Below are 21,931 nucleotides of genomic sequence, written 5' to 3'. Positions count from 1 at the left end.
TTTACTTTATTTATTTTTTATATAAACTCGTTTCTCATAGTATTTACACTCTTCTTCGCCTTTATAATTTGAGCTATTTTTATCATCACAGTTTTCATATGAATATAATAATCCAATTATTTCTAGTCTTTTATTTCTCTCATTATAAAAAGTAACAAATTCTTTTGTGTCTTTAAAAGTGGCTTTGCTGTTTTTATATCCCTTTATTACATTTGAATTGCCTGAGTATTTATTACCTTCTTTCCAAGTCCAGCGACGCAAATCCCCAGCACCTGTAAAATCTTTAAGTTCTTCCATATAGTTTTCTGCACAATACTTTGCATACCACTTTATTTCATCAGTTAAAAAATTAAATTCTTCTAAAATTTCATTATTTGGAGTTGTAGTTTCTATTTTATTATCATTTATAAGTTTAACTGTTTCATTGTAGTCTTTATAGTAAAAATCTAATTTTATTAATTTATTTTCATCACGATAATCAAAAAGAATATTGTGTTTTACTAAATTAAATTTATCTTCTATATAGTCTCTATATCTGCTTGAACAATCATTTAAGCATTTTTCTTTTAAAAGTTCTTTTGAAGGTTGTCCTGAGACATTGTGTTCAAGTAGTAAATCTAGCATTGGTTCAAAGTTTGGGATATCTTCCAATCCTTTGTATAAAGTATAATCATATGAAAGTTTATCCATAAAAAGATTTAAGTCAAAGTTATCTTTATTGTTTTGTTTTTGATATTCTATTTGTGATTCTATGCTTTCTTTAGATAGAAAATCATATATTGAATTTCCATAATCCATATGATCACCTCCTGTAAAAACATAAGGATACGGTTTATATCCGCTTTCTAAAATAAATTTAGCCAACCTAGTCCAGTTTTCATAAATTATATTTTCAAACATATATCCGCCGCCTTTTGGCGTATCATAATCTTTTTGTATCCAGTTATATTTGTAAATAATCTTTATATTATCGCCGTCTATTATAAGTTTGTCGATATTTTGATAACTTGGTGCTAAAATATAGCCTTGAGTAAGCGGTGCTTCTTCAAATTTAACACCACTGTTAAAAAGAATTTTTACAATATCTATATTTCCCATAGAAATTGCATAAGCCATAGAATTAAGTTTATATTTATCCTTTTTATGAACATCAGCGCCTAATTTTATGAGTTCTTTTGTAGTGTTTGTATCATTGTAAAAGCTTGAATACATTAAAGGTGTTGTTCCATCTTCTATTTCTATATCAGCACTAAGATTATTATCTTTTATATAATTTAATACTTTGTTTGTATCTTTTTGTTTTAGAAAGTCTCTTAAAGGAATAGCTATGGGATTAACAAATTTTGTATAGTTATTATCTATATCCCAATATCTAAAACTAAAACTATCAACTTCTTCTTGCGTAACATACTTTGAAATTTCAGAACCTGGTTTTATAACTGTATCAGCTGTGACTGTAAAATGAGAATTTCCAGAGAGTTTAAATTTATTATAAACTATAAAAGCAACTAAAATTAAAGTTATAATTATAAATGAATTTAAAAATTTATTTTTCAAATTTAGCCTTTTAATGTAATGAAGAAATTATATAACTTTATTTCTTAAATTTGAATGATATTTTAGTTATATTTATAATAGTTTTCAATTATATGTTTTTTGTTTACTTAAAATTATCAGAGAATCATCTTTAAATTAATAATTTTATCTGCAATTTACTCCCCCCTTATTTAACCTATAATTCTCTTTTAAATATTAAACCCAAATAAATATCTTTTATTTTAATAATATAATTTATTTTTTATCTATATTTAATATGAACTTATATAAAATAAATTCTTTATTTTTAAAAAGGTTTGTAATGCGTTTATTGATGTGTATTTTTTTATTTGCTGTATTTGTCTTTAGCAAAGAAGAAATAAAAAAAGATAAGTTATTTAATAGCTATTTGGGAATTGATAATTTATATGTAAATAAAGAAATATCAAACAATAAAAACATTTTAAATAAAACTGATATAAATACTACAATCAATAATCTTAATTACAAAAACTCATTTATCTTAAATAATAAATTTATCAACAATACAAAATTTGATAAATTTATAGATGACAATAAATATAGCTCATCAAACAAATTTAAAAGTAGTTATAGCTTTAATGAGCTATTAAACTATACTTTAATTAACTCTCCTACTTTAAATTTAGCCAAGCAAGATATTATGAGTGCTATTAATGAGTATGATTACTCAAAAGCTAGTTATTACCCTGAAATTGGAATAAGTGCAAATAGTGAGTATTCAAAAAGATTTAATGATGGATATAGCTCTTTATATGTTGGTAAAGATAATCTTGTCTCAAACACATCTTATTCTAACTCTGTCTCATTTGTGATAAATTATGATTTATATACTTTTAAAAAAGATAGTTTTAAAGTAAAAGCAGCAAAAGAAAATATTTATGCAAGTAAATATAAAAGGTGTATGAGTAACTATGAGGTTTCATTAAAATTATTAGATAATTACTATGAAGCTTTAAGATATAAAAATCAAATAAGATATTATGAGATATTAAAGCTTATTTATCAAAAGCTTTATACTTATCAAAAAAGATTATCTAGTGTTGGAGAGATTGATAAATTAGCTCTTGGAGAAAGTGCAATTATTTTAGCAGATACAGATTATGAATTATCTAGTATTAGATTAAATGCAAATAATTCACTAAATACAATTAATCAAATAGTTGGATCTAAAATAGATGATATCTCTAAATTAGAAGATTTCAATGTTTTTAATAAAGAGTTTAGATTTATTAAATTTGAAGATACTTTTATAGCAAAAGAATTTGATTATGAGTTAAAAACAAATGAGTATGAGTTAAAGTCTGAACAAAGATCTTACTATCCAACTATTTCTTTATATGCAAAGTATGATTTATACGGAAATGACAGAGATGATTATTTTGATTCTACAAAAGATTTAAAAAGACATGGATATAGAGTTGGATTATCACTTTATTTAAGTTTATTTGATGGTGGAAAGAAAAAAGCTAGAATAAAAGATAAAGAGATAAATAAAGAAAAGATTTTACTTAGAAAAGAAGAAGCAAGATTAAAGTATGAAAAAGATATAGCTGATTTAGAACTATTTTTAAGTAAAGAAGATAGTTTTAATAAAATACTAAAAGAGTTAAAAGAAATTTCAAAAAACTCATATAATATGCAAGAAGCTTTAAATAAAGCAAAAGAAAGTTCAAAAATAGAGGTATTAAACTCATATGTTGTTTTACTTAAAAAAGAGATGAGTTATAAAGAACATCTACTAAAAGCAGGATATTTTATAAATAAAGCAAATATAATGAGTGGGATTAATGAGTGTAAAAGTTGGTGAAATATTATAATTATAAAATTTTACAAATTAACCATATCTAAAAAAATAGCATGGTTAATTTTGTATTTTATATAAAGAAGGCTAGTTAGAATAAATTTGCATAATATCAAAATTATTTTTAGCATTGCCTACATAGTTTAAATTTGCTCCTAAATCGTCAGAATAAGAGTTTAGATTTTCAACTATCTTATTTATAGTTGTGTTAGATAATCCAAATGCTTCAAGATTGCTGCTTGGATACTCTTTTCCAAAGCTTTGATAAATTTGTTCTGAAGTAATTGTGTAACCGTTTTTAAGTTCAAACTTTTCAATTATATTGCTTGGATTTGTAAAGAAATTTTTAACTGTTATAGTATCGTTTTCATGATTGTAAACATTTAAAGTTAAATCCGTTCCGTTTGTTGCAAAATTTAAACCATTTCCATCTTGCGTAAATTTTATAGTATCGTTTCCGCCACTATCTATTACTGTTTTATTTCCTCCGCTAAATATGTATTTATTATCTTCATCGCCACCAACTAAATTATCTTCGCTTGGTTGTGGAATTTCAGGTGTTTCGGGCTCTGTGATATTTGAAGAGTCATCTTTTGGATACTCTTTTCCAAAGCTTTGATAAATATCTTTTGCACTGAATTTATAACCGTTTTTAAGCTGTATTGTTTCTACAATTGAATTTTCATTTGCAAAAAAGTCTTTTATAGTTACAATATTATTGTTATTTTCATCTTGTATATTACCAAGGCTTAATGACAAATCAGTTCCGTTTGATGAAAAATTAAGACGATATCCATTAATCATAAATTTCAAAGTATCAATTCCACCACTATCAACTATAAGATCTTTTCCACCATGATAATAATAAGTGTTGTTTTTGTCGCTTCCTTGTAAAATTTCATCGTTTTTAGTATCAATAATATTTGCATTTTTATCTTCTGTAAGAGTTGGCTTATCAAAGGCATTTACGATATTGTCTATGTCGTTTTTGGTATAAGCATATCCGTCACTTGGTTGGATCATATCAAGAGCATACTCATCATTTAAAAAGTAGTTTTTAACTCTTACTCCTTGATTTGCATCGTTGTCTATATTTATGATAAGGTCGTTTTCTTCTTTTGAAAAGCTTAATCTATCTCTTGTAATGTCAAAAAATATCAAAGAATCACTTCCACCGCCTTCATTTTCTATAGTGTCAAACCCATCTCCATAAGAATAATAATATCTATCATCGCCGCTTCCGCCGTTTAGATAATCATTTCCATCTTCACCTCTAAGTTGATCGTTTCCGGCTCCTCCATATAGCTTATCATTTCCTGTGTTTTTTTCTATTCCATTTCCACCGCTTAAATAATCATCACCATCTTCACCGTAAATTTCATCATCTCCCTCACCTGCATAGATGATATCATCGCCCAATCCGCCATTTACAGTGTCATTACCACTATTTCCATATAAAGTATCATCACCATCGCCGCCGTAGATTTCATCATCTCCGTTACCGCCATAAACTGTGTCATCACCTGCATTTGCGTTTAAAACATCATTTCCATTTCCGCCGTAAATAGTATCTTTTAGATTTCCACCTTGTATAACAGTATCGTTGTTGGAAGCTTTAATTAGATTTTCCATATCGTCATAGCCTATGATTGTAGTTTGATTATTTTTTGTTCCAAGCATAGACATTTTTTTAAGCTCATCAAAGCTTAAAGTTGAACCGTCATTAAATCTTACTGTTTCTACTACATTTGAATTATATGTTTCATTGTAATGAAATACATCTTTTAAAGTTATAACATCGTTAATTTCATCTAAATTTATATCTTTATTTGGAATGTTTGGATTATCTTTTACATAAATTTTAAGATTATTTTCACCATCTCTTATAACTATAAGGCTATCTTTTGAAATTCCTTTTCCAAACTCTATAGTGTCGTTTCCGCTACTTTCATAAATTTCATCTTTACCATCACCGAGATTAAAGATATATGTATCATCTCCGTCTCCACCTTGTAAAGTGTCATTTCCTGTGCCACCGATTAAAGTATCGTTTCCCAAATCTCCATTTAAAATGTCATCTCCGTCATTACCATATAAAGTGTCATCACCATCTCTAGCATATACTGTGTCATTACCTTTTCCACCATTTATGAAATCATTTGAGTTTAGACCATATATTAAATCATCACTGTCTTTTCCATTGTATGAAAGCTTATGAAATTCTTCGTAATTAAGCTCTGTTTGATCTGCAAAGATAAATTTATTTATAATCTTATGTTTATTATCTTGCGTATTTAGTAAAGTACCATCTTCATAGGATGATCCTATATAAAAATCTTTTATGGTTATTTTATCGTTTTTACTTGTCATGATTACTAAATCGTTTAAATTACTGCCTCTTTTAACTATGATGTTATCTGTGTTTATTCCATCTCCAAATTTTACAGCATTATTTCCGCCTTGATCAGTAACAGTGTCTATATCATCGCCTAAGTTAAAAACATAGGTATCATCGCCTTTTCCACCTTTTAAAGTATCATTTCCACTTCCACCATTAATAGTATTTATAGAGGTATTTTCTTCATAATAATTAACTGAAGTTTCTATGGTGTCATTTCCGCTGTTTCCATATATGCTACCAAAGCCCTTGATTATATCATTACCGCTTCCACCATTTATCGTATTGTTTCCATTTGTGTCATATATTGTATCATTACCATCATTTCCATATAAAATATCATCGCCACTTCCTCCGTAAATAATGTCATCCCCACCATTGCCATAAACAGTGTCATTACCTGCATTTGCGTTTATAATATCTTTTGAGAAAGTGTTTTATCACTAAATGCAAAATTTTCAATTCTATTATGTTTAGTAGTCCAGTTTTTGATAGTTACTACGGTATTTAAGTCTTCAAATTTTTTATTTTCTTCTGCTATACCGATTAAAAGATTGCTGCCCGACATTTTATAAAAGACTTCATTTGATGAAATTTCATCAAATTTAACTAAATTTACTTTTATAAATTTGATTAATTCAAGATATAAAAAGAACTATTATGATAAATATTTGTTTTTACATCTTTATTTGTTAAAAAAAATTATTTCTATGATAGTTGTCGCCAAACTGATTATTATTGGTTTTTTTAACACCTAGTTTTTAGTTGCCTTGCTTGGTATTTTGCCTATTTCAGCATTAACTTTCATATACTTACTCCTTTTTAGATTGTCTTATCTATTACTTTTGGAGCATTTATCATATTTTTTACTAAATTAACAGCTGAATGAGAAATCCCACCAAAATTTGATGCGCCCACTCCACTTAAAGCTCCCATGATAAATCCCTCTAATTTTTTATCGTTAGGCGCTGAATATGTTCCAATGCTTCCACCTATACCACTAGATACTATGTTTTTAACCATACTTTGAATAGTAAAACCACCTTTTATTTTATTATTATTTAAGTCTTGCTTTGGCATACTACCATTAAAAGATGCTGTTTGAGGCGATGTGCTTGAAGCCTCATCCGTAAGCCTATTTTGGTGTGGATATGCTGAAATAGGAGCATCTTTCCTATTTTAGTTATCTGTATTTTTTGTATAGTATTACTGCTAGAGTTGGCTAAAGGTCGCTTATCCACAAAAAGGGCATCGCCGAAAGTCTTATCTTTTTTCTCTAGTTGCTTCATAAGATATTGTTATCCATTTATTTTCACCATCATTATTAAAATCTTGACTAATTCTTAATTTATAATATTCATCACCTTTTTTGTGCCATACAGTAATTACAACCATTTTTATTTAATATTTTGCCATTTTTGACTATTTCATCTAATGCATTGGATATCTTTTCTAAAGAAGTATTTCCATTAAAATTTTTAAAAATCATCAATGTGTTTATCTAGTATTTTTCTAAGCCCTATTTTTATATCACCCCAAACTAAGTCAATATCGCCTAAATCTTTTCTATAAAACGCCCCTGCAACTTGTACCTTTTTCTCAGTTAAAAGCTTATTAATTGCTCCTTGTGGGTCATGATAAAACTCAGCATAGTTTTTGCCAAACTCTTTTATGGGATTAATATTTAGCTCTTTTTCTAAATTTATTCTTGCTAGGTCTTTTTCTTTGCCTTTTAGAGTTTCTATAAAAACATTACATAACTAATAAAAGTTATATTTACATCATAAATTTTTATTGTAATAAAATTTAAACCCCAAACCACCATCATCCAAATAAACACATAGAGAAAATAAAAAAATAAAGTAAACAAGCAAATAAAAAGCATTTAAAATTCAATTTTACTAGATAGGTTGTTTAAAAATAAATATTGTAGTAAGTAATAGTTAGTATAAAAACAAAGTCCGCAGTGACCTACTTTCCCAGCATCCCAGTAAGGGAGAGTATCATCAGCCACGATGTGCTTAGCTTCTTGGTTCGGGATGGAGCAAGGCGTTTCCACATCTGTATAACCACGGACAGTGTTAAATAAAAATATTTAAATAAATACTCTTATTAAACACTGTTAGTTAAATTGTTAAAAGTCTAAGTTTTAATATTTAAAACTGTAAAACTTGTTTAAAGAATAGTATTTATCCTTAACAAGGAAGTGATGCTTAACTCTACTTCTTGCATTTGTGCAACAAATCTTTAGTATTTGCTACTTTAAGTCGGACTTTGTTCGACTGCTAAAAGTAGATAAAAATAGATAAGCAAACGAGCTATTAGTACTGGTCAGCTAAATGACTTACATCACTTACACACCCAGCCTATCAAACTTATAGTCTATAAGAGCTCTTAAAAGAAGATTAATCTTGGAGTTGGCTTCGAGCTTAGATGCTTTCAGCTCTTATCACATCCCAACTTAGCTACTAAGCGGTGCCCTTGGCAGGACAACTTATACACCAGTGGTTGGTTCAACCCGGTCCTCTCGTACTAGGGTCAACTCTCCTCAATCTTCTTACGCCCACGGCAGATAGGGACCGAACTGTCTCACGACGTTCTGAACCCAGCTCGCGTACCGCTTTAAATGGCGAACAGCCATACCCTTGGGACCTGCTCCAGCCCCAGGATGCGATGAGCCGACATCGAGGTGCCAAACCTCCCCGTCGATGTGAGCTCTTGGGGGAGATCAGCCTGTTATCCCCGGGGTACCTTTTATCCTTTGAGCGATGGCCCTTCCACACAGAACCACCGGATCACTAAGACCGACTTTCGTCTCTGCTCCACTTGTCGGTGTCGCAGTTAAGCTGGTTTTTGCCTTTATACTCTACAAACGATTTCCAACCGTTTTGAACCAACCTTTGTAAGCCTCCGTTATTATTTGGGAGGCGACCGCCCCAGTCAAACTACCCACCAGACATTGTCCTACCTAAGGATAACTTAGGCTAGTTAGCTACCCGAATAAAGAAGAGTGGTATCTCAAGGATGACTCCTTATAGACTAGCATCTATAGATCATAATCTCCCACCTATCCTGCACATCTTTATCCAAGTAGCAGTGTCAAGCTATAGTAAAGGTCCACGGGGTCTTTCCGTCTTGCCGCGGGTAGGAGGAATTTTCACCTCCACTACAATTTCACTGGATCCCTCTTTGAGACAGCTCCCATCTCGTTACGCCATTCATGCAGGTCGGTATTTAACCGACAAGGAATTTCGCTACCTTAGGACCGTTATAGTTACGGCCGCCGTTTACTCGGGCTTCGATCAAGAGCTTTGCTAATGCTAACTCCATCAATTAACCTTCGAGCACCGGGCAGGCGTCACACCCTATACATCCACTTACGTGTTAGCAGAGTGCTGTGTTTTTGGTAAACAGTCGGGAGGGACTCTTTGTTGTAACCTCTAGGGCTTGCACCCTGGTAGGCACACCTTATACCGAAGATACGGTGCTATTTTGCAGAGTTCCTTAAAGAGAGTTCTTCCACGCGCCTTAGAATACTCATCCCACCCACCTGTGTCGGTTTACGGTACGGGCAATTATTACTAAACTTAGAAACTTTTCTTGGCTCTATAGTATCATGAATTCTTACGCTACTCCGAAGAGCTTTGTAAGCCTTTAAGCTTTCGGATAAAGAGTTACGGATTTGCCTATAACTCAACCTACGACCTTAGACTAACTATTCCATCAGTTAGCTCCACTAACTTTAAGCGTCCTTCCATCGCACATAATAATTGGTATTGGAATATTAACCAATTTTCCATCGCATACCCCTTTCGGACTTTGCTTAGGACCCGACTAACCCTACGATGACGAGCATCGCGTAGGAAACCTTGGGTTTTCGGCGATCAGGATTCTCACCTGATTTAACGCTACTCATGCCTGCATGCTCACTTGTATTTGCTCCAACGCTCCTTACCGGTACATCTTCAACGCTAAATACAACGCTCTCCTACCACTTGCACACAACTTAATTCTTTTAGCTTAAGATATTTTAAAACTCTTTGCTTTGCAAAAACGCTATCGCTAGTTTTAAATATAACTTATACACTTTGTTTTATAAAGAACTAAGTTGTGTGCAAGTCTACGACTTCGGTACTTATTTTAGCCCCGTTATATTTTCCGCGCAAAATCACTAGACCAGTGAGCTATTACGCTATCTTTAAAGGATGGCTGCTTCTAAGCCAACCTCCTGGTTGTTTAAGTAACTTCACATCGTTTTCCACTTAAATAAGATTTTGGGACCTTAGTCGGTAGTCTGGGTTGTTCCCCTTTTGACGACGGATTTTATCACTCGCCGCCTGACTGCTATGATTACATTAAAGGTATTCGGAGTTTGATAGGGTTTGGTACATTGGTGTATGCCCTAGCCCATTCAGTGCTCTACCCCCTCTAATTACTACATAACGCTATACCTAAATATATTTCGGAGAGAACCAGCTATCACGAAGTTTGATTGGCCTTTCACCCCTATCCACAAGTCATCCCAAGACTTTTCAACGTCAGCGGGTTCGGTCCTCCGCCGGCTCTTACACCGGTTTCAACCTGCTCATGGATAGATCACTTCGTTTCGGGTCTGCAATATCTGACTAAACGCCCTATTAAGACTTGCTTTCGCTACGGCTCCGGATTTCCTTAACCTTGCCAGATATCACAACTCGCAGGCTCATTATGCAAAAGGCAGTCCATCACACGTCATAAAGAATCGTGCTCTGAATGATTGTAAGCAAATGGTTTCAGGTTCTATTTCACTCGGGTCACCCCCGTTCTTTTCACCTTTCCCTCACGGTACTTGTTCACTATCGGTTTGGTAGTAGTATTTAGGGTTGGAAAGTGGTCTTCCCAGATTCAGACAAGGTTTCACGTGCCTCGCCCTACTCAGGATACTGTTAAGTAAAAAAGAGTTTTCATATACGGGAGTATCACCCTCTATGCTTAAACTTTCCAGATTATTCTATTAACTCTTTTTAGTCTATGTTACAGTCCTACAACCCCACTAGTAAACTAGTGGTTTGCCCTTTTACGATTTCGCTCGCCGCTACTTTCGTAATCTCATTTGATTTCTTTTCCTGTGGGTACTAAGATGTTTCAATTCCCCACGTTTGCTCCATATAGGTAGTATATATCACTATATACTGGGTTTTCCCATTCAGAAATTCCCGGATCAAAGCTCCTTGACAACTCCCCGAGACTTATCGCAGTCTAGCACGTCTTTCATCGCCTCTACCAACCAAGGCATCCACCATTCGCTCTTAGTAGCTTACCTTTTTTGACTTCGCAGACTAGCAAAGCTAGTCTTTACGAGCAAGGGCTACACCCTTTGCAAACCTCTAAAGCTATTAAGATTTACCCAAAACTTCGTTTGTCGTAAATCAATATTAAGGTTTTACTCGTAAAAACAAAAATTAAATTTGATTAAAATTATTTAATACTTAAACTTAATAAAGTTGCTTGTCTTTGAAGTTATTAGAATTATTTATTATGTTGATATTCTAATTCGCATCACTTCCTTGTTAAAGATAAAATAATGATTTATTTTATAATGTTTATATTATATAAATTAAGACGGAAAGAGATTATAAACTATAAAGTAAGTTTTAAAAACTTTATTGTTTCGTGTATAATCTTTAAACTTTTAAATTTGATAACAGTTAAATTTAAAAGATTTGCTTTTATGTTTATATAGATATAAAGCTTTAACAAGTCCTGTAAAATTGTTTTATTTTATTAAAACTTTTTGTGACTTTTAACAATGATAATTTAAATAACATTTAGATTATAAAACCTAATTAGAAAATTAACATATAAGAGATAATTGATTTTTATCAACTTTATTGTTTAACTCTCTAATTAAACTTTATAATAAAAAAATAAAGTTTGGTATTTTATCTAATAATACTTATATTTTTATAAAATTAAAAATAGTTTATTTTAATAAAAAACTATCATCTAAAATATAGTTATTTTTATTATAAAATACTTCTTTGTTAAACTATGTATTATATAAGCTTTATATAAAAATAATTTTTATATTTTTTTAATGGTGGGCCTGATAAGACTTGAACTTATGACCTCACCCTTATCAGGGGTGCACTCTAACCAGCTGAGCTACAGGCCCTTATGGTGGAGAATAGCGGGATCGAACCGCTGACCTCCTGCGTGCAAAGCAGGCGCTCTCCCAGCTGAGCTAATTCCCCTTTAGCTCTATTACTAATTTTAAAACAATCTCTGAAAACTAAACAAGGATGATTGAGTTAGTTGTCTATTACACTATAAGTATAAATATTAACACTTATATCTTTCTTATAGATATCTTGTGAGAGAATATCTATTTGTACTCTAGAAAGGAGGTGATCCAACCGCAGGTTCTCCTACGGTTACCTTGTTACGACTTCACCCCAGTTACTGATTCCACTGTGGAAGGTAGCTATTTTAGCATCCCTGCTTCGAGTGAGATCAACTTCCATGGTGTGACGGGCGGTGAGTACAAGACCCGGGAACGTATTCACCGTAGCATGGCTGATCTACGATTACTAGCGATTCCGGCTTCATGGGGTCGAGTTGCAGACCCCAATCCGAACTGGGACATATTTTATAGATTTGCTCCATCTTGCGATATTGCGTCTTACTGTATATGTCATTGTAGCACGTGTGTCGCCCTGGACATAAGGGCCATGATGACTTGACGTCGTCCACACCTTCCTCCTCCTTGCGAAGGCAGTCTGTTTAGAGTGCTCAGCCGAGCTGTTAGCAACTAAACACGTGGGTTGCGCTCGTTGCGGGACTTAACCCAACATCTCACGACACGAGCTGACGACAGCCGTGCAGCACCTGTCACTAAATTCTAGTAAACTAGCACTTTCTAATCTCTTAGATGTTTTTAGGATGTCAAGTCCAGGTAAGGTTCTTCGCGTATCTTCGAATTAAACCACATGCTCCACCGCTTGTGCGGGTCCCCGTCTATTCCTTTGAGTTTTAATCTTGCGACCGTACTCCCCAGGCGGTATACTTAATGCGTTAGCTGCATTACTGCCTTGACTAGCAAAGCAACAACTAGTATACATCGTTTAGGGCGTGGACTACCAGGGTATCTAATCCTGTTTGCTACCCACGCTTTCACGCCTCAGCGTCAGTTAGGTTCCAGCAGATCGCTTTCGCAATGGGTATTCTTCTTGATCTCTACGGATTTTACCCCTACACCAAGAATTCCATCTACCTCTCCCCTACTCTAGACTATCAGTTTCCTAAGCAGTTTAGTGGTTAAGCCACTAGATTTCACAAAAGACTTGATAATCCGCCTACGCGTCCTTTACGCCCAGTGATTCCGAGTAACGCTTGCACCCCCCGTATTACCGCGGCTGCTGGCACGGAGTTAGCCGGTGCTTATTCATCAGGTACCGTCATTATTCTTTCCTGATAAAAGGAGTTTACGCTCCGAAAAGTGTCATCCTCCACGCGGCGTTGCTGCGTCAGGGTTTCCCCCATTGCGCAATATTCCTTACTGCTGCCTCCCGTAGGAGTTTGGACCGTGTCTCAGTTCCAATGTGACTGATCATCCTCTCAGACCAGTTACGCGTCATAGCCTTGGTAAGCCATTACCTTACCAACTAGCTGATACGATATAGTCTCATCCTACACCGAAAAGACTTTCCCTATTTAACTTATGTTAAATAGGAGTATGAGGTATTAGCAGTCGTTTCCAACTGTTGTTCCTCTGTGTAGGGCAGATTAACTATATATTACTCACCCGTGCGCCACTAATCCATCCTAGCAAGCTAGGACTTCATCGTTCGACTTGCATGTATTAGGCACGCCACCAGCGTTCACTCTGAGCCAGGATCAAACTCTCCATAAAAAATATTATGAAGTTTTTAATCTAAAAACTTTTATTATTTATCTTTAAATAAAAATAAATTATTATTTAATACCTTTATATATAATACAAAGATATTGTTTTTAATTTCTAGCTCAATCGATCACTTGTTTAGATTTCAAAGATTAACTTTAAAATTTGATTTTTATAGTTTAACATTAATAATTTAAAAAACTCGTTTTTTATAAAAAAGAACTTATTTAAACAACTCGTTTAAGAGGTCTTTCGTAAAACGGAAATGAAATTATACAAACATAAAGCTTAAAGCTTGATTAAAGTGGGGGAAAATGTTGGAAGAAATTTGGGGAAGGGGGAAAATACGGAGAATACACTTGTATTTTTTTAATCATATATAATAAAGAAAAATTTCTTATATATTTTAATACATGAAACTTATTGTTTAAAAGTCGTAATATCCACACGATAAAATTATATTTTTTAATTATATTGTTGCGATATCAAAATTTTTATTTTTTATTTATCAACAATATGATAATATGATAAAACTTTTATTTAGGAGGAAAGAATATGAAAAGCATAAAAGGAACAAAAACTGCTGTAAATTTAATGAAATCATTTATCAGCGAGACACAAGCTGCAATAAGATATGAGTATTATGGTGCTCAAGCAAAAAAAGATGGCTATGTTCAAATTCAAAATATATTTTTAGAAACAGCAAGAAATGAAAAAGCTCACGCAAAAAGGCTTTATAAATTTCTAATGCAAGATTTGCAAGGCAAAAAAATAGAAATTTCAAATGATTTTCCTGTTGTATTAGCAGATACTTTAGCAAATTTAAAAGCTGCTGCTGAGGGTGAACATGAAGAGCACTCACACATGTATCCAGAATTTGCAAAAATAGCAAAAGAAGAAGGCTTTGATGAAATTGCAAGTGTATTTGAACATATTGCAATAGCTGAAAAAGCTCACGATACAAGATATAAAAAACTTATCTCTAACATAGAAAGTGGTAAGGTGTTTAAAAAAGATGGAGTTTGCATTTGGAAATGTAATAATTGTGGATATTTGCACGAAGGAAAGGAAGCTCCTGAAGTTTGTCCAGCCTGTGATCATCCACAAGCACATTTTGAAGTTTTTGAAGAAACATATTAAAAAAATAAGCTCAAATTTTAAATTTGAGCTTTATAAAGTTAAGCAAACATAGCTTTTTTTATATTCTTTACTTTTATCCATGCAATTAAATAAATAAAAAAACTTAAAAGACCAACAAAATAAGAGGCAAAGCTTATTAGATTTAAAATTGGTAAAATATTTATGAAAAAATTTCCAAACATAATTAACAAAACCATAAATATTCCAAATAAATATGGAAGTGAGTTTAAAAACACAGAAACGACAATTAATACAGCATAAAGTTTAAAAAGCTCAACATTTGTAAGTCTAGCAAGCTCGAAAAATACTTTGAGCTGCAATTTAATACAATATATAATTAATAATATTAAAATAACAAAAAGAGCTATATTTCCAATAATTAATATTTCCTTGGATTGCAAATCTACTAAAAACGCATTTGATAATCCAAAAATAAACATAAATAAAAAGATCAAAATCAATGGATAAAATATCGCCTTAAGATAATTTATATGAATTGCAGAGCCACTTAAATTTGAAATTATTTTAAGTGCAATATAAGTTCCAATAGGCGTTATCAATAAAGAACCAAGCACTAAAACAGCTATATTTAAAGGCATATTTTTATAAGAAGTATCTAATAATCCATGATTGAGATAAAAAATTATAGCAACTACTAAAACAGGAATTAAAAGCGAAAAAATAGCAATAATTTTAGCTGCAAAAATCTCTTTTTGGTTTTTACTTGGTTTTTTAATCATATCATCTTTAATAGTAAAATCTTTTTCTTTTTTGTTATTTTTATGATCTTTGATTTTTCCGAAAATTGAATTTTTTGAAGAAGTTTTTTTATCAAAATTTTCATAATTTGGGAATTTGGTATTTTTATTCTCATTTTTATCATTTCTGGTATTAAATGAAAAAACAAATCTATTGTCACCTTTGTTACCATTTTTACTTATTTTTACTTTTTCAATTTTATTTTCTAAATTTTCATCTATTTTGCTACTTTTTATAATTGACTCATTAGAATTATCATCTAAATGACTTTCATACTCCTCAAAAATAGTTTCTTTTTTATCATCTTTTTTTCTAAATTTAAATAAATTTAAAATTTTTTTAAATCCTATCTTTTGATAATCACGATTTTTAAGTTTTTCGATATCTACATTTTTAATTTTTTCTAAAACGCTTTCTTTTGGTTCCTCTTTTGGAGGTTTTTTACTAATAAAAGTAATATTTATAGCGATATTATCACTTTCTTCAAAACTAACTATATCTCCGATAGCAACATTTTGTGTAAGACTTTTGTTATATCTATAATAAAGCCCATCATCACCTATAATAAATTGATCACTTATAACTTGACCTTGCAAAATATCTCCTTAACTAAGATGTTTTTTTGGATAATCATAAAGCAAGACTTTGCCTATTTTTTCTTCAATATCACAAAATTTTTCAATATCAAAACCAATGCCAAAAATTCCACAGGTTGGAATACTTCCAATAGCAGAATCACTCAAAATTTCACAAATATTTGTAATTGCATAATTATGCCCTACTATAAAAATTGTTTCAAATTTATCATCTAAATTTTTTACAAATTTCAAAAGATTTTTTCCCTCAAAATCATAAAGCTCATCAAAACTTTTAAACTCACCTTTAAATTTCATATTTTCAGCGATAATGTTTGCTGTACTTAATGCCCTAACTGCACTACTTGTATAAAAAGCTTGTGGAATTATACTAAGTTCATTTAAAATTTTTCCTAAAGATGAGGCATTTTCCCTACCTCTTTTATTTAATTTTCTTAAAAAATCACTACTTGCTTCTTTTTTTGCTTTTGCATGCCTTATAAAATAAACAAATTTCATCTTTTTCTTTCTTAAAAATTATGCTAAATTTTATAACCTACATTGCAAGTTCAAGCATAGTTTTTGCTAAAACACTAGCTCCAAAAATAGCGTCTTTGAAATTTATATTTTCATTTACATTGTGACTAACTCCATCCTTACAAGGAATAAATATCATCCCAACCTCATCAGCAATTCCAACCATATTCATGGCATCATGCCCTGCTCCACTTGGAAGTTTCATAGTTTTGATATCAAGCTCATTAGCATTTTTTTCAAGCATATTTATAAGATTTTTGCTAAGCACAACAGGCGTATCTTTTACTAAATTTGTAAGCTCATAATCAATTTTATCATTTTTACAAATTTGATCTATCATCTTAGTAATTTCACCATCTATTTTATAAAGCATCTCTTTATCTATATCCCTTATATCGATTCCTAAAACACACTCTCCAGGAATTACATTTAAAACACCTGGTTTTGCATTTGCATATCCAACAGTAGCAACCGTTGTTTTTCCTTTTAATGCGATTTTATTAACTTCACAAATTATTTTTGCAGCACATAAAAGTGCATCACTTCGCATATTCATAGGAGTTGCACCACTATGATCAGCTCTTCCATAAATTTTAAGTTCATAGCGAATTGGAGCGGCTATTCCTGTAACAATTCCCACTGAAATATTGTGATTTTCTAAAACTGGACCTTGCTCAATGTGAAGCTCTAAATAACTTTTATATGTTGATGGCTCTAAAACAGCATTATAATATTTATTTGGACTAAGTCCGAAATTTCGCATCGCATCAAAAAGCGAAATGCCATTTTTATCTTTTAAAAAATTAAGTTGATCGAGATTTAGTTTTCCAGCTATTAGTTTGCTTCCTACAGTTGCCATTTTAAACCTGCTTGATTCTTCACAGGCAAAGATTATTAACTCAAGTGGTCTTTTTATTTTTTTACCACTGTCTTTTATGCTTTTTATAGCTTCAAGTCCAGCCATAATACCAAGTGCTCCATCATAAAATCCACCATTTGGAACACTATCAATATGCGAACCAGCACTTACAGCTGGCAAATTTGGCTCTTTTACATCATCATATCTTATAAAAATATTTCCAACTTCATCGGTTTTGTATTTAAGTCCTGCATCTAAGGCTAAACGTTCTAAATATTTTCTAGCTTCTTTTTCTTCATCGCCAAATGCAAGACGAGTTAAGCCACCACTTAAAACTCCATTTTCTAAATATCTACCTCCTTTAATAGCTCCAAATTTTGAAATTTCTTCAAATTTCGCTTTAAATCTTTTTTCATTTATCATTTTTTATCCTTTTAAATTTATCTTTTTAATGAAATTTTAGCATATAAATACCCAATACCAAAACCAAAAAGATGTGCATACCAACCAACTTTTATACCAACAAGTATTGGAACAAAACTTATAACTAAAATTGCCATTATTAAACCATTTCTCATATTTTTATCTAAATTAGCCAAAACTCCAAGCAAAACAGATATCGCTCCACTAGCTCCTACTAAATTTACAACAACACCATGTCTTGCCATGTAATATGTATAAGCAAGACTTAAAATAGATGTTATAACTCCACCAATAATATAAATAAATCCGAATTTTAAACTTCCAAAATATCTTTCTAAAATATAGCCAAATTGGTAAAGTACTGCCATATTCATAGCAATATGCAAAAATGACGCATGTAAAAACATAGTAGTAAATACCTGCCAATAAAATCCACTAAAAAATAGATAATTAAGTCCAAAATAGCTCATTACTAAATTTGTACTTAGGACATATTCACTCAAAATAAATATTATTAAATTTAAAATAATTAATGTATTGGTAACTTTCAAATTTTTATCCTTTTGCTTCAATTATTTTTCAAAATATATTTTTTCATGGTCTACTTTTCCATATCCCGCAAAACGATTTGACGCAAGACAAGAAATTTTATTTTTAGAGCATCTTGTAATATAGCTATTTACTACTTTATCATTTACTTTGTGACTATTTTTTTGATTTAAATTTATATAATCAATTCTGTTTACTCCACGAACATTGTGTAAAAAACTTACTCTTCCATCACTAAAAACATCTTTTACAACGCCAACATGTGTGATTTGTTTTATTTTGGAGTATTTAGTGTTTTTTGTAGTATTGTAAAAAAATATTAAATCACCTATTTTTGGAGATTTAAAAATTATATTATTGTTCGATTTATAAAAATTATAAATTCCAGTCGATCTTCTGCCACTTTTTGGAGTAAATTTATAAATATCTTCTTCTAAAAAATAGATATTATCATTTTTTTCATTTATAAGATAAATAAGCCCTGAGCAATCTTTGCCTTTTTTCTTTTCTTCAAGAGATTCTAAAGTTTTTATAAAATCTTCATTAACATAAAACCCACTTTCAAAGTCTAAATGTTGGGCTATAGGAACATCTATCATGGATTGCTTTTTAACACATCCTGTTAAAAAAAATAGCGATAAAAAAACTAATAATAACTTTTTTTCCATAAAAATTTCCATTACTTAAATTTCAAATACAAATTAAAAATAAAAAACTTAGGTTTAATTCTATCAAATTTTTGTAAATTTTACGATATTTAGTACTATTACATTTTTGTAAGTAAAAATTTTGTATAATTTTAGCTATTTTTTAAAAAGGTGGTTTTAAATGGAGTATTTAGAAATAGTAGGCGGAAAAAAACTTAGTGGAGAAGTTGTAATTTCTGGAGCAAAAAATGCAGCATTACCGCTTATTGCTCTTAGTATCTTGGCAAAAAATGATTTAGTTATTTCAAATTTGCCAAATGTAGTTGATATAAAAACACTTATAAAACTTTTAGAAAACTTAGGCGCAAAAACTGAGTTTTTAGACAACCACTGTATTAAAATAAATACAAACTCCATTAACTCAACAAAAGCTACATACGATATAGTTAGAAAAATGAGAGCTTCTATTTTAGTTTTAGGACCACTTTTAGCAAAATTTGGAAAATGTGAAGTCTCACTTCCAGGAGGATGTGCAATTGGTGCAAGACCAATTGATTTACATCTTTTAGCATTAGAAAAAATGGGTGCAAAAATAGAAATAAAAGATGGATATGTAGTTGCAACTGCCCCAAAATATGGCTTAAAAGGTGCAACTATTACTTTTGACAAAATTACAGTTACTGGAACTGAAAATATAATAATGGCAGCAGCTCTTGCAAATGGAACTACAAAATTAATAAATGCAGCAAAAGAACCTGAAGTTGTCGCTTTGTGTCAGGCTTTAAAAAATAGTGGAGTTGAAATTTCAGGCATTGGAAGTGATGAACTAACTATAAAAGGTACAAAAAAAGATCTTTTAAATATTAAAAATATTGAAGTTATTCCTGATAGAATAGAAGCTGGAACATACCTTTGTGCAGCTGCTATAACAAATTCTAAAATAACTATTTCAAAGTGTGAACCAAATCATCTTGGCGCTATTTTAAGTAAATTTGAAGATATGGGTTTTAAATTTGAAATTAAAAAAGATAAAATTACAATTTTACCGGCTGAAAAAATAAACTCCACTGAAATAATAACAACTGAATATCCTGGTTTTCCAACAGATATGCAAGCTCAATTTATGGCCGTTTGCTGCGCTGCAAATGGAACTAGTATAATAGATGAGAGACTTTTTGAAAACCGCTTTATGCATGTTGCAGAGCTTCTTAGAATGGGAGCTGATATAAAACTAAGCACCCACACAGCCACAATTAATGGTAAAAGCTTAAGTGCAGCAGATGTTATGGCAACTGACTTAAGAGCAAGTTCAGCACTCGTTATAGCAGGACTTGTAGCAAAAGGCACAACAAAAGTTCATAGAATTTATCATCTTGATAGAGGCTATGAGGGTTTAGAAAAAAAACTATCAAGTCTTGGTGCAAAAATAACACGAAAAAAAGAGGATTAAATTATGATAAATGAAACTTTAAATTTAATCTATAATGAGATAAAAAGCCTAAACTTAAAAAAAATTGTACATTTAAATGAAGCTTTAAATGAAATTTGCACAAAAGATATAGTCGCTATCAAAGATCTTCCTTGTTTTGATAACTCTGCACTTGATGGATATGCATTTAATCACAAAAATGTAGGAAAAACTCTAAAAATAAAAGGCGTAATTTACGCAGGAGACAAAAAAGAATTTCACTTAAAAGATGATGAGTGTTATAAGATAATGACAGGCGCGATTATGCCCAAAGGAGCTGATACTGTTCTAAGAATAGAAGATGCAAATGTTAAAAATGATGTTTTATTTCTTTCAAATGAGATTAAAAAATTTGATGGATATAGACTAAAAGGTGAGGAAGTTACAAAAGGTAAAATATTAATTAAAAAAGGAGAGATTCTAACTCCTAGAAAAATTATGCTATTAGCAAGTCAGGGAATAAGTGAAGTTGAAGTTTACAAAAAACCAAAAATTGCCCTATTTTCAAGTGGAGATGAACTAAAAGAGCCATGGCAAAAAGCAAATGAATACGAAATATATAACGCAAATGCAAGCGGGATAGAAGCTCTTTTAAAAAACAATGGCTTTAAAAGTAAGTATCTAGGAATAATAAAAGATGAACCCTTGACTATAAAAGAAAGTTTTGAAAAGTGCTTTAAAGAATTTGATTTTATTATAACAAGTGGCGGTGCAAGTGCTGGAGATAAAGACTATATGGATGGAATTTTAAAAGATTTTGGTTTTAAAGAAATTTTTGACCATGTAAACATAAAACCTGGTCGTCCTACAAAATGTTTTATAAAAGATGAAAAAATAGTTTTTGTTTTGGCTGGAAATCCAACAGCCGCATATTTACTAGCATTTTTATTAGTAATTCCAACACTTAAGAAATTAATTAATCAAAATAATGATTTTTTTGAAATTTCAAAGGCAAAATTTAGTGGAAATTTAAAACTTAAAAGTGGAAGAATAAATTCAATTTTAGGAATTTATGATAATTTTTGTTTTAAAGTCATTGATGATAATAAATTTGGCTCAGGAACAATTTCTCCACTTGCAAAAGCAACTCATCTTTACCTCTCAGATTTGGATAAAAAAGAGTTAAAAGATGGTGAAATTATAGAAATTTTAAAGTTGGATTAAGGATTGGTATGATAAGATTAAAATCTTTTTATTCTTTATGCGGGAATAGCTCAGGGGTAGAGCATAACCTTGCCAAGGTTGGGGTCGCGAGTTCGAATCTCGTTTCCCGCTCCATTTTTAGATTCTCAGACCTAACAAATTTTACAGGCAA

At 31.1% G+C, this 21,931-nt stretch carries 15 protein-coding genes, 3 tRNA genes, 3 rRNA genes and 1 pseudogene; 5 read left to right on the top strand and 17 right to left on the bottom strand.

Features of this window, described 5'->3' with window-relative positions:
- Positions 1–6: 6 nt before the first annotated feature.
- Positions 7–1,557, bottom strand: a complete 1,551-nt coding sequence (locus CURT_RS03405; protein WP_115651859.1) for an ankyrin repeat domain-containing protein — start codon at positions 1,555–1,557, stop codon at positions 7–9.
- A 313-nt stretch (positions 1,558–1,870) separates the two neighbouring features.
- Here CURT_RS03405 and CURT_RS03400 point away from each other — a divergent pair, with 313 nt between their 5' ends.
- Entirely contained in the window at positions 1,871–3,385 is a 1,515-nt protein-coding gene (locus CURT_RS03400) for a TolC family protein (RefSeq protein ID WP_172539781.1), read from the top strand.
- A gap of 81 nt (positions 3,386–3,466) precedes the next feature.
- On the opposite strand, the gene CURT_RS03395 is transcribed toward CURT_RS03400, so the two are convergent.
- From CURT_RS03395 to CURT_RS03340, 11 genes and pseudogenes are all read right to left on the bottom strand, one after another.
- Positions 3,467–5,749, bottom strand: a complete 2,283-nt coding sequence (locus CURT_RS03395) for a calcium-binding protein (RefSeq protein ID WP_115651860.1) — start codon at positions 5,747–5,749, stop codon at positions 3,467–3,469.
- 120 nt (positions 5,750–5,869) lie between these two features.
- Positions 5,870–6,193, bottom strand: a pseudogene (locus tag CURT_RS09590) (calcium-binding protein); the annotation flags it as partial.
- Entirely contained in the window at positions 6,190–6,345 is a 156-nt protein-coding gene (locus tag CURT_RS03380; protein ID WP_154646929.1) for a hypothetical protein, read from the bottom strand. The gene CURT_RS03380 and the pseudogene CURT_RS09590, both read right to left, overlap by 4 nt.
- 254 nt (positions 6,346–6,599) lie before the next feature.
- Positions 6,600–6,857, bottom strand: coding sequence for a hypothetical protein (locus CURT_RS03375; protein WP_018713973.1), 258 nt, complete (start codon positions 6,855–6,857; stop codon positions 6,600–6,602).
- A gap of 183 nt (positions 6,858–7,040) precedes the next feature.
- Positions 7,041–7,172 carry a putative barnase/colicin E5 family endoribonuclease gene (locus CURT_RS03370; RefSeq protein WP_018713972.1) on the bottom strand — a complete coding sequence of 44 codons (132 nt, stop codon included), beginning with the start codon at positions 7,170–7,172 and terminating at the stop codon, positions 7,041–7,043.
- A gap of 83 nt (positions 7,173–7,255) precedes the next feature.
- The gene (locus CURT_RS09555) at positions 7,256–7,327 is read right to left on the bottom strand and encodes a hypothetical protein (RefSeq protein WP_332870055.1); all 72 of its coding nucleotides are present in this window, start codon (positions 7,325–7,327) and stop codon (positions 7,256–7,258) included.
- 408 nt (positions 7,328–7,735) lie between these two features.
- A 5S ribosomal RNA gene (gene rrf / locus CURT_RS03360) occupies positions 7,736–7,854 on the bottom strand.
- A 224-nt stretch (positions 7,855–8,078) separates the two neighbouring features.
- Positions 8,079–11,079, bottom strand: a 23S ribosomal RNA gene (locus CURT_RS03355).
- 775 nt (positions 11,080–11,854) lie between these two features.
- Positions 11,855–11,931, bottom strand: a tRNA-Ile gene (locus CURT_RS03350).
- Between the two features lie 3 nt (positions 11,932–11,934).
- Positions 11,935–12,010 (bottom strand) — tRNA-Ala (locus CURT_RS03345).
- Between the two features lie 146 nt (positions 12,011–12,156).
- Positions 12,157–13,668, bottom strand: a 16S ribosomal RNA gene (locus CURT_RS03340).
- The 16S, 23S and 5S rRNA genes sit together here with 2 tRNA genes alongside, the layout of an rRNA operon.
- Before the next feature lie 546 nt (positions 13,669–14,214).
- Here CURT_RS03340 and rbr point away from each other — a divergent pair.
- Positions 14,215–14,799 carry a rubrerythrin gene (gene rbr, locus CURT_RS03335; RefSeq protein ID WP_018713367.1) on the top strand — a complete coding sequence of 195 codons (585 nt, stop codon included), beginning with the start codon at positions 14,215–14,217 and terminating at the stop codon, positions 14,797–14,799.
- Between the two features lie 38 nt (positions 14,800–14,837).
- Here the strand turns inward: rbr and CURT_RS03330 are convergent, their stop codons facing one another.
- Genes CURT_RS03330 through CURT_RS03310 form a run of 5 tightly spaced genes read right to left on the bottom strand, consistent with a single transcriptional unit; the run spans position 14,838 to position 19,169 of the window.
- Positions 14,838–16,154, bottom strand: coding sequence for a hypothetical protein (locus CURT_RS03330; RefSeq protein WP_018713366.1), 1,317 nt, complete (start codon positions 16,152–16,154; stop codon positions 14,838–14,840).
- Between the two features lie 9 nt (positions 16,155–16,163).
- Positions 16,164–16,652 (bottom strand): SixA phosphatase family protein, encoded by a 489-nt coding sequence (locus CURT_RS03325; protein WP_018713365.1) that lies wholly within the window; start codon positions 16,650–16,652, stop codon positions 16,164–16,166.
- Positions 16,653–16,689: 37 nt separating this feature from the next.
- Entirely contained in the window at positions 16,690–17,952 is a 1,263-nt protein-coding gene (locus tag CURT_RS03320; protein ID WP_018713364.1) for a M20 family metallo-hydrolase, read from the bottom strand.
- A gap of 17 nt (positions 17,953–17,969) precedes the next feature.
- The gene (locus CURT_RS03315; protein WP_018713363.1) at positions 17,970–18,503 is read right to left on the bottom strand and encodes a rhomboid family intramembrane serine protease; all 534 of its coding nucleotides are present in this window, start codon (positions 18,501–18,503) and stop codon (positions 17,970–17,972) included.
- A 21-nt stretch (positions 18,504–18,524) separates the two neighbouring features.
- Positions 18,525–19,169, bottom strand: coding sequence for an NlpC/P60 family protein (locus CURT_RS03310; protein WP_018713362.1), 645 nt, complete (start codon positions 19,167–19,169; stop codon positions 18,525–18,527).
- A gap of 160 nt (positions 19,170–19,329) precedes the next feature.
- Here CURT_RS03310 and murA point away from each other — a divergent pair, with 160 nt between their 5' ends.
- From murA to CURT_RS03295, 3 genes are all read left to right on the top strand, one after another.
- On the top strand, positions 19,330–20,598 hold the full coding sequence (murA, locus tag CURT_RS03305) for a UDP-N-acetylglucosamine 1-carboxyvinyltransferase (RefSeq protein WP_018713361.1): 1,269 nt from the start codon (positions 19,330–19,332) through the stop codon (positions 20,596–20,598).
- Positions 20,599–20,601: 3 nt separating this feature from the next.
- Positions 20,602–21,780, top strand: coding sequence for a molybdopterin molybdotransferase MoeA (locus CURT_RS03300; protein ID WP_018713360.1), 1,179 nt, complete (start codon positions 20,602–20,604; stop codon positions 21,778–21,780).
- Between the two features lie 39 nt (positions 21,781–21,819).
- Positions 21,820–21,894, top strand: a tRNA-Gly gene (locus tag CURT_RS03295).
- Positions 21,895–21,931 lie beyond the last annotated feature (37 nt).

Origin of the sequence: Campylobacter ureolyticus (genome assembly GCF_013372225.1) — a bacterium.
Taxonomy (GTDB): domain Bacteria; phylum Campylobacterota; class Campylobacteria; order Campylobacterales; family Campylobacteraceae; genus Campylobacter_B; species Campylobacter_B ureolyticus.
Note: the sequence above shows the minus strand (reverse complement) of the source record. Positions and strands in the feature narration are given on the sequence as shown.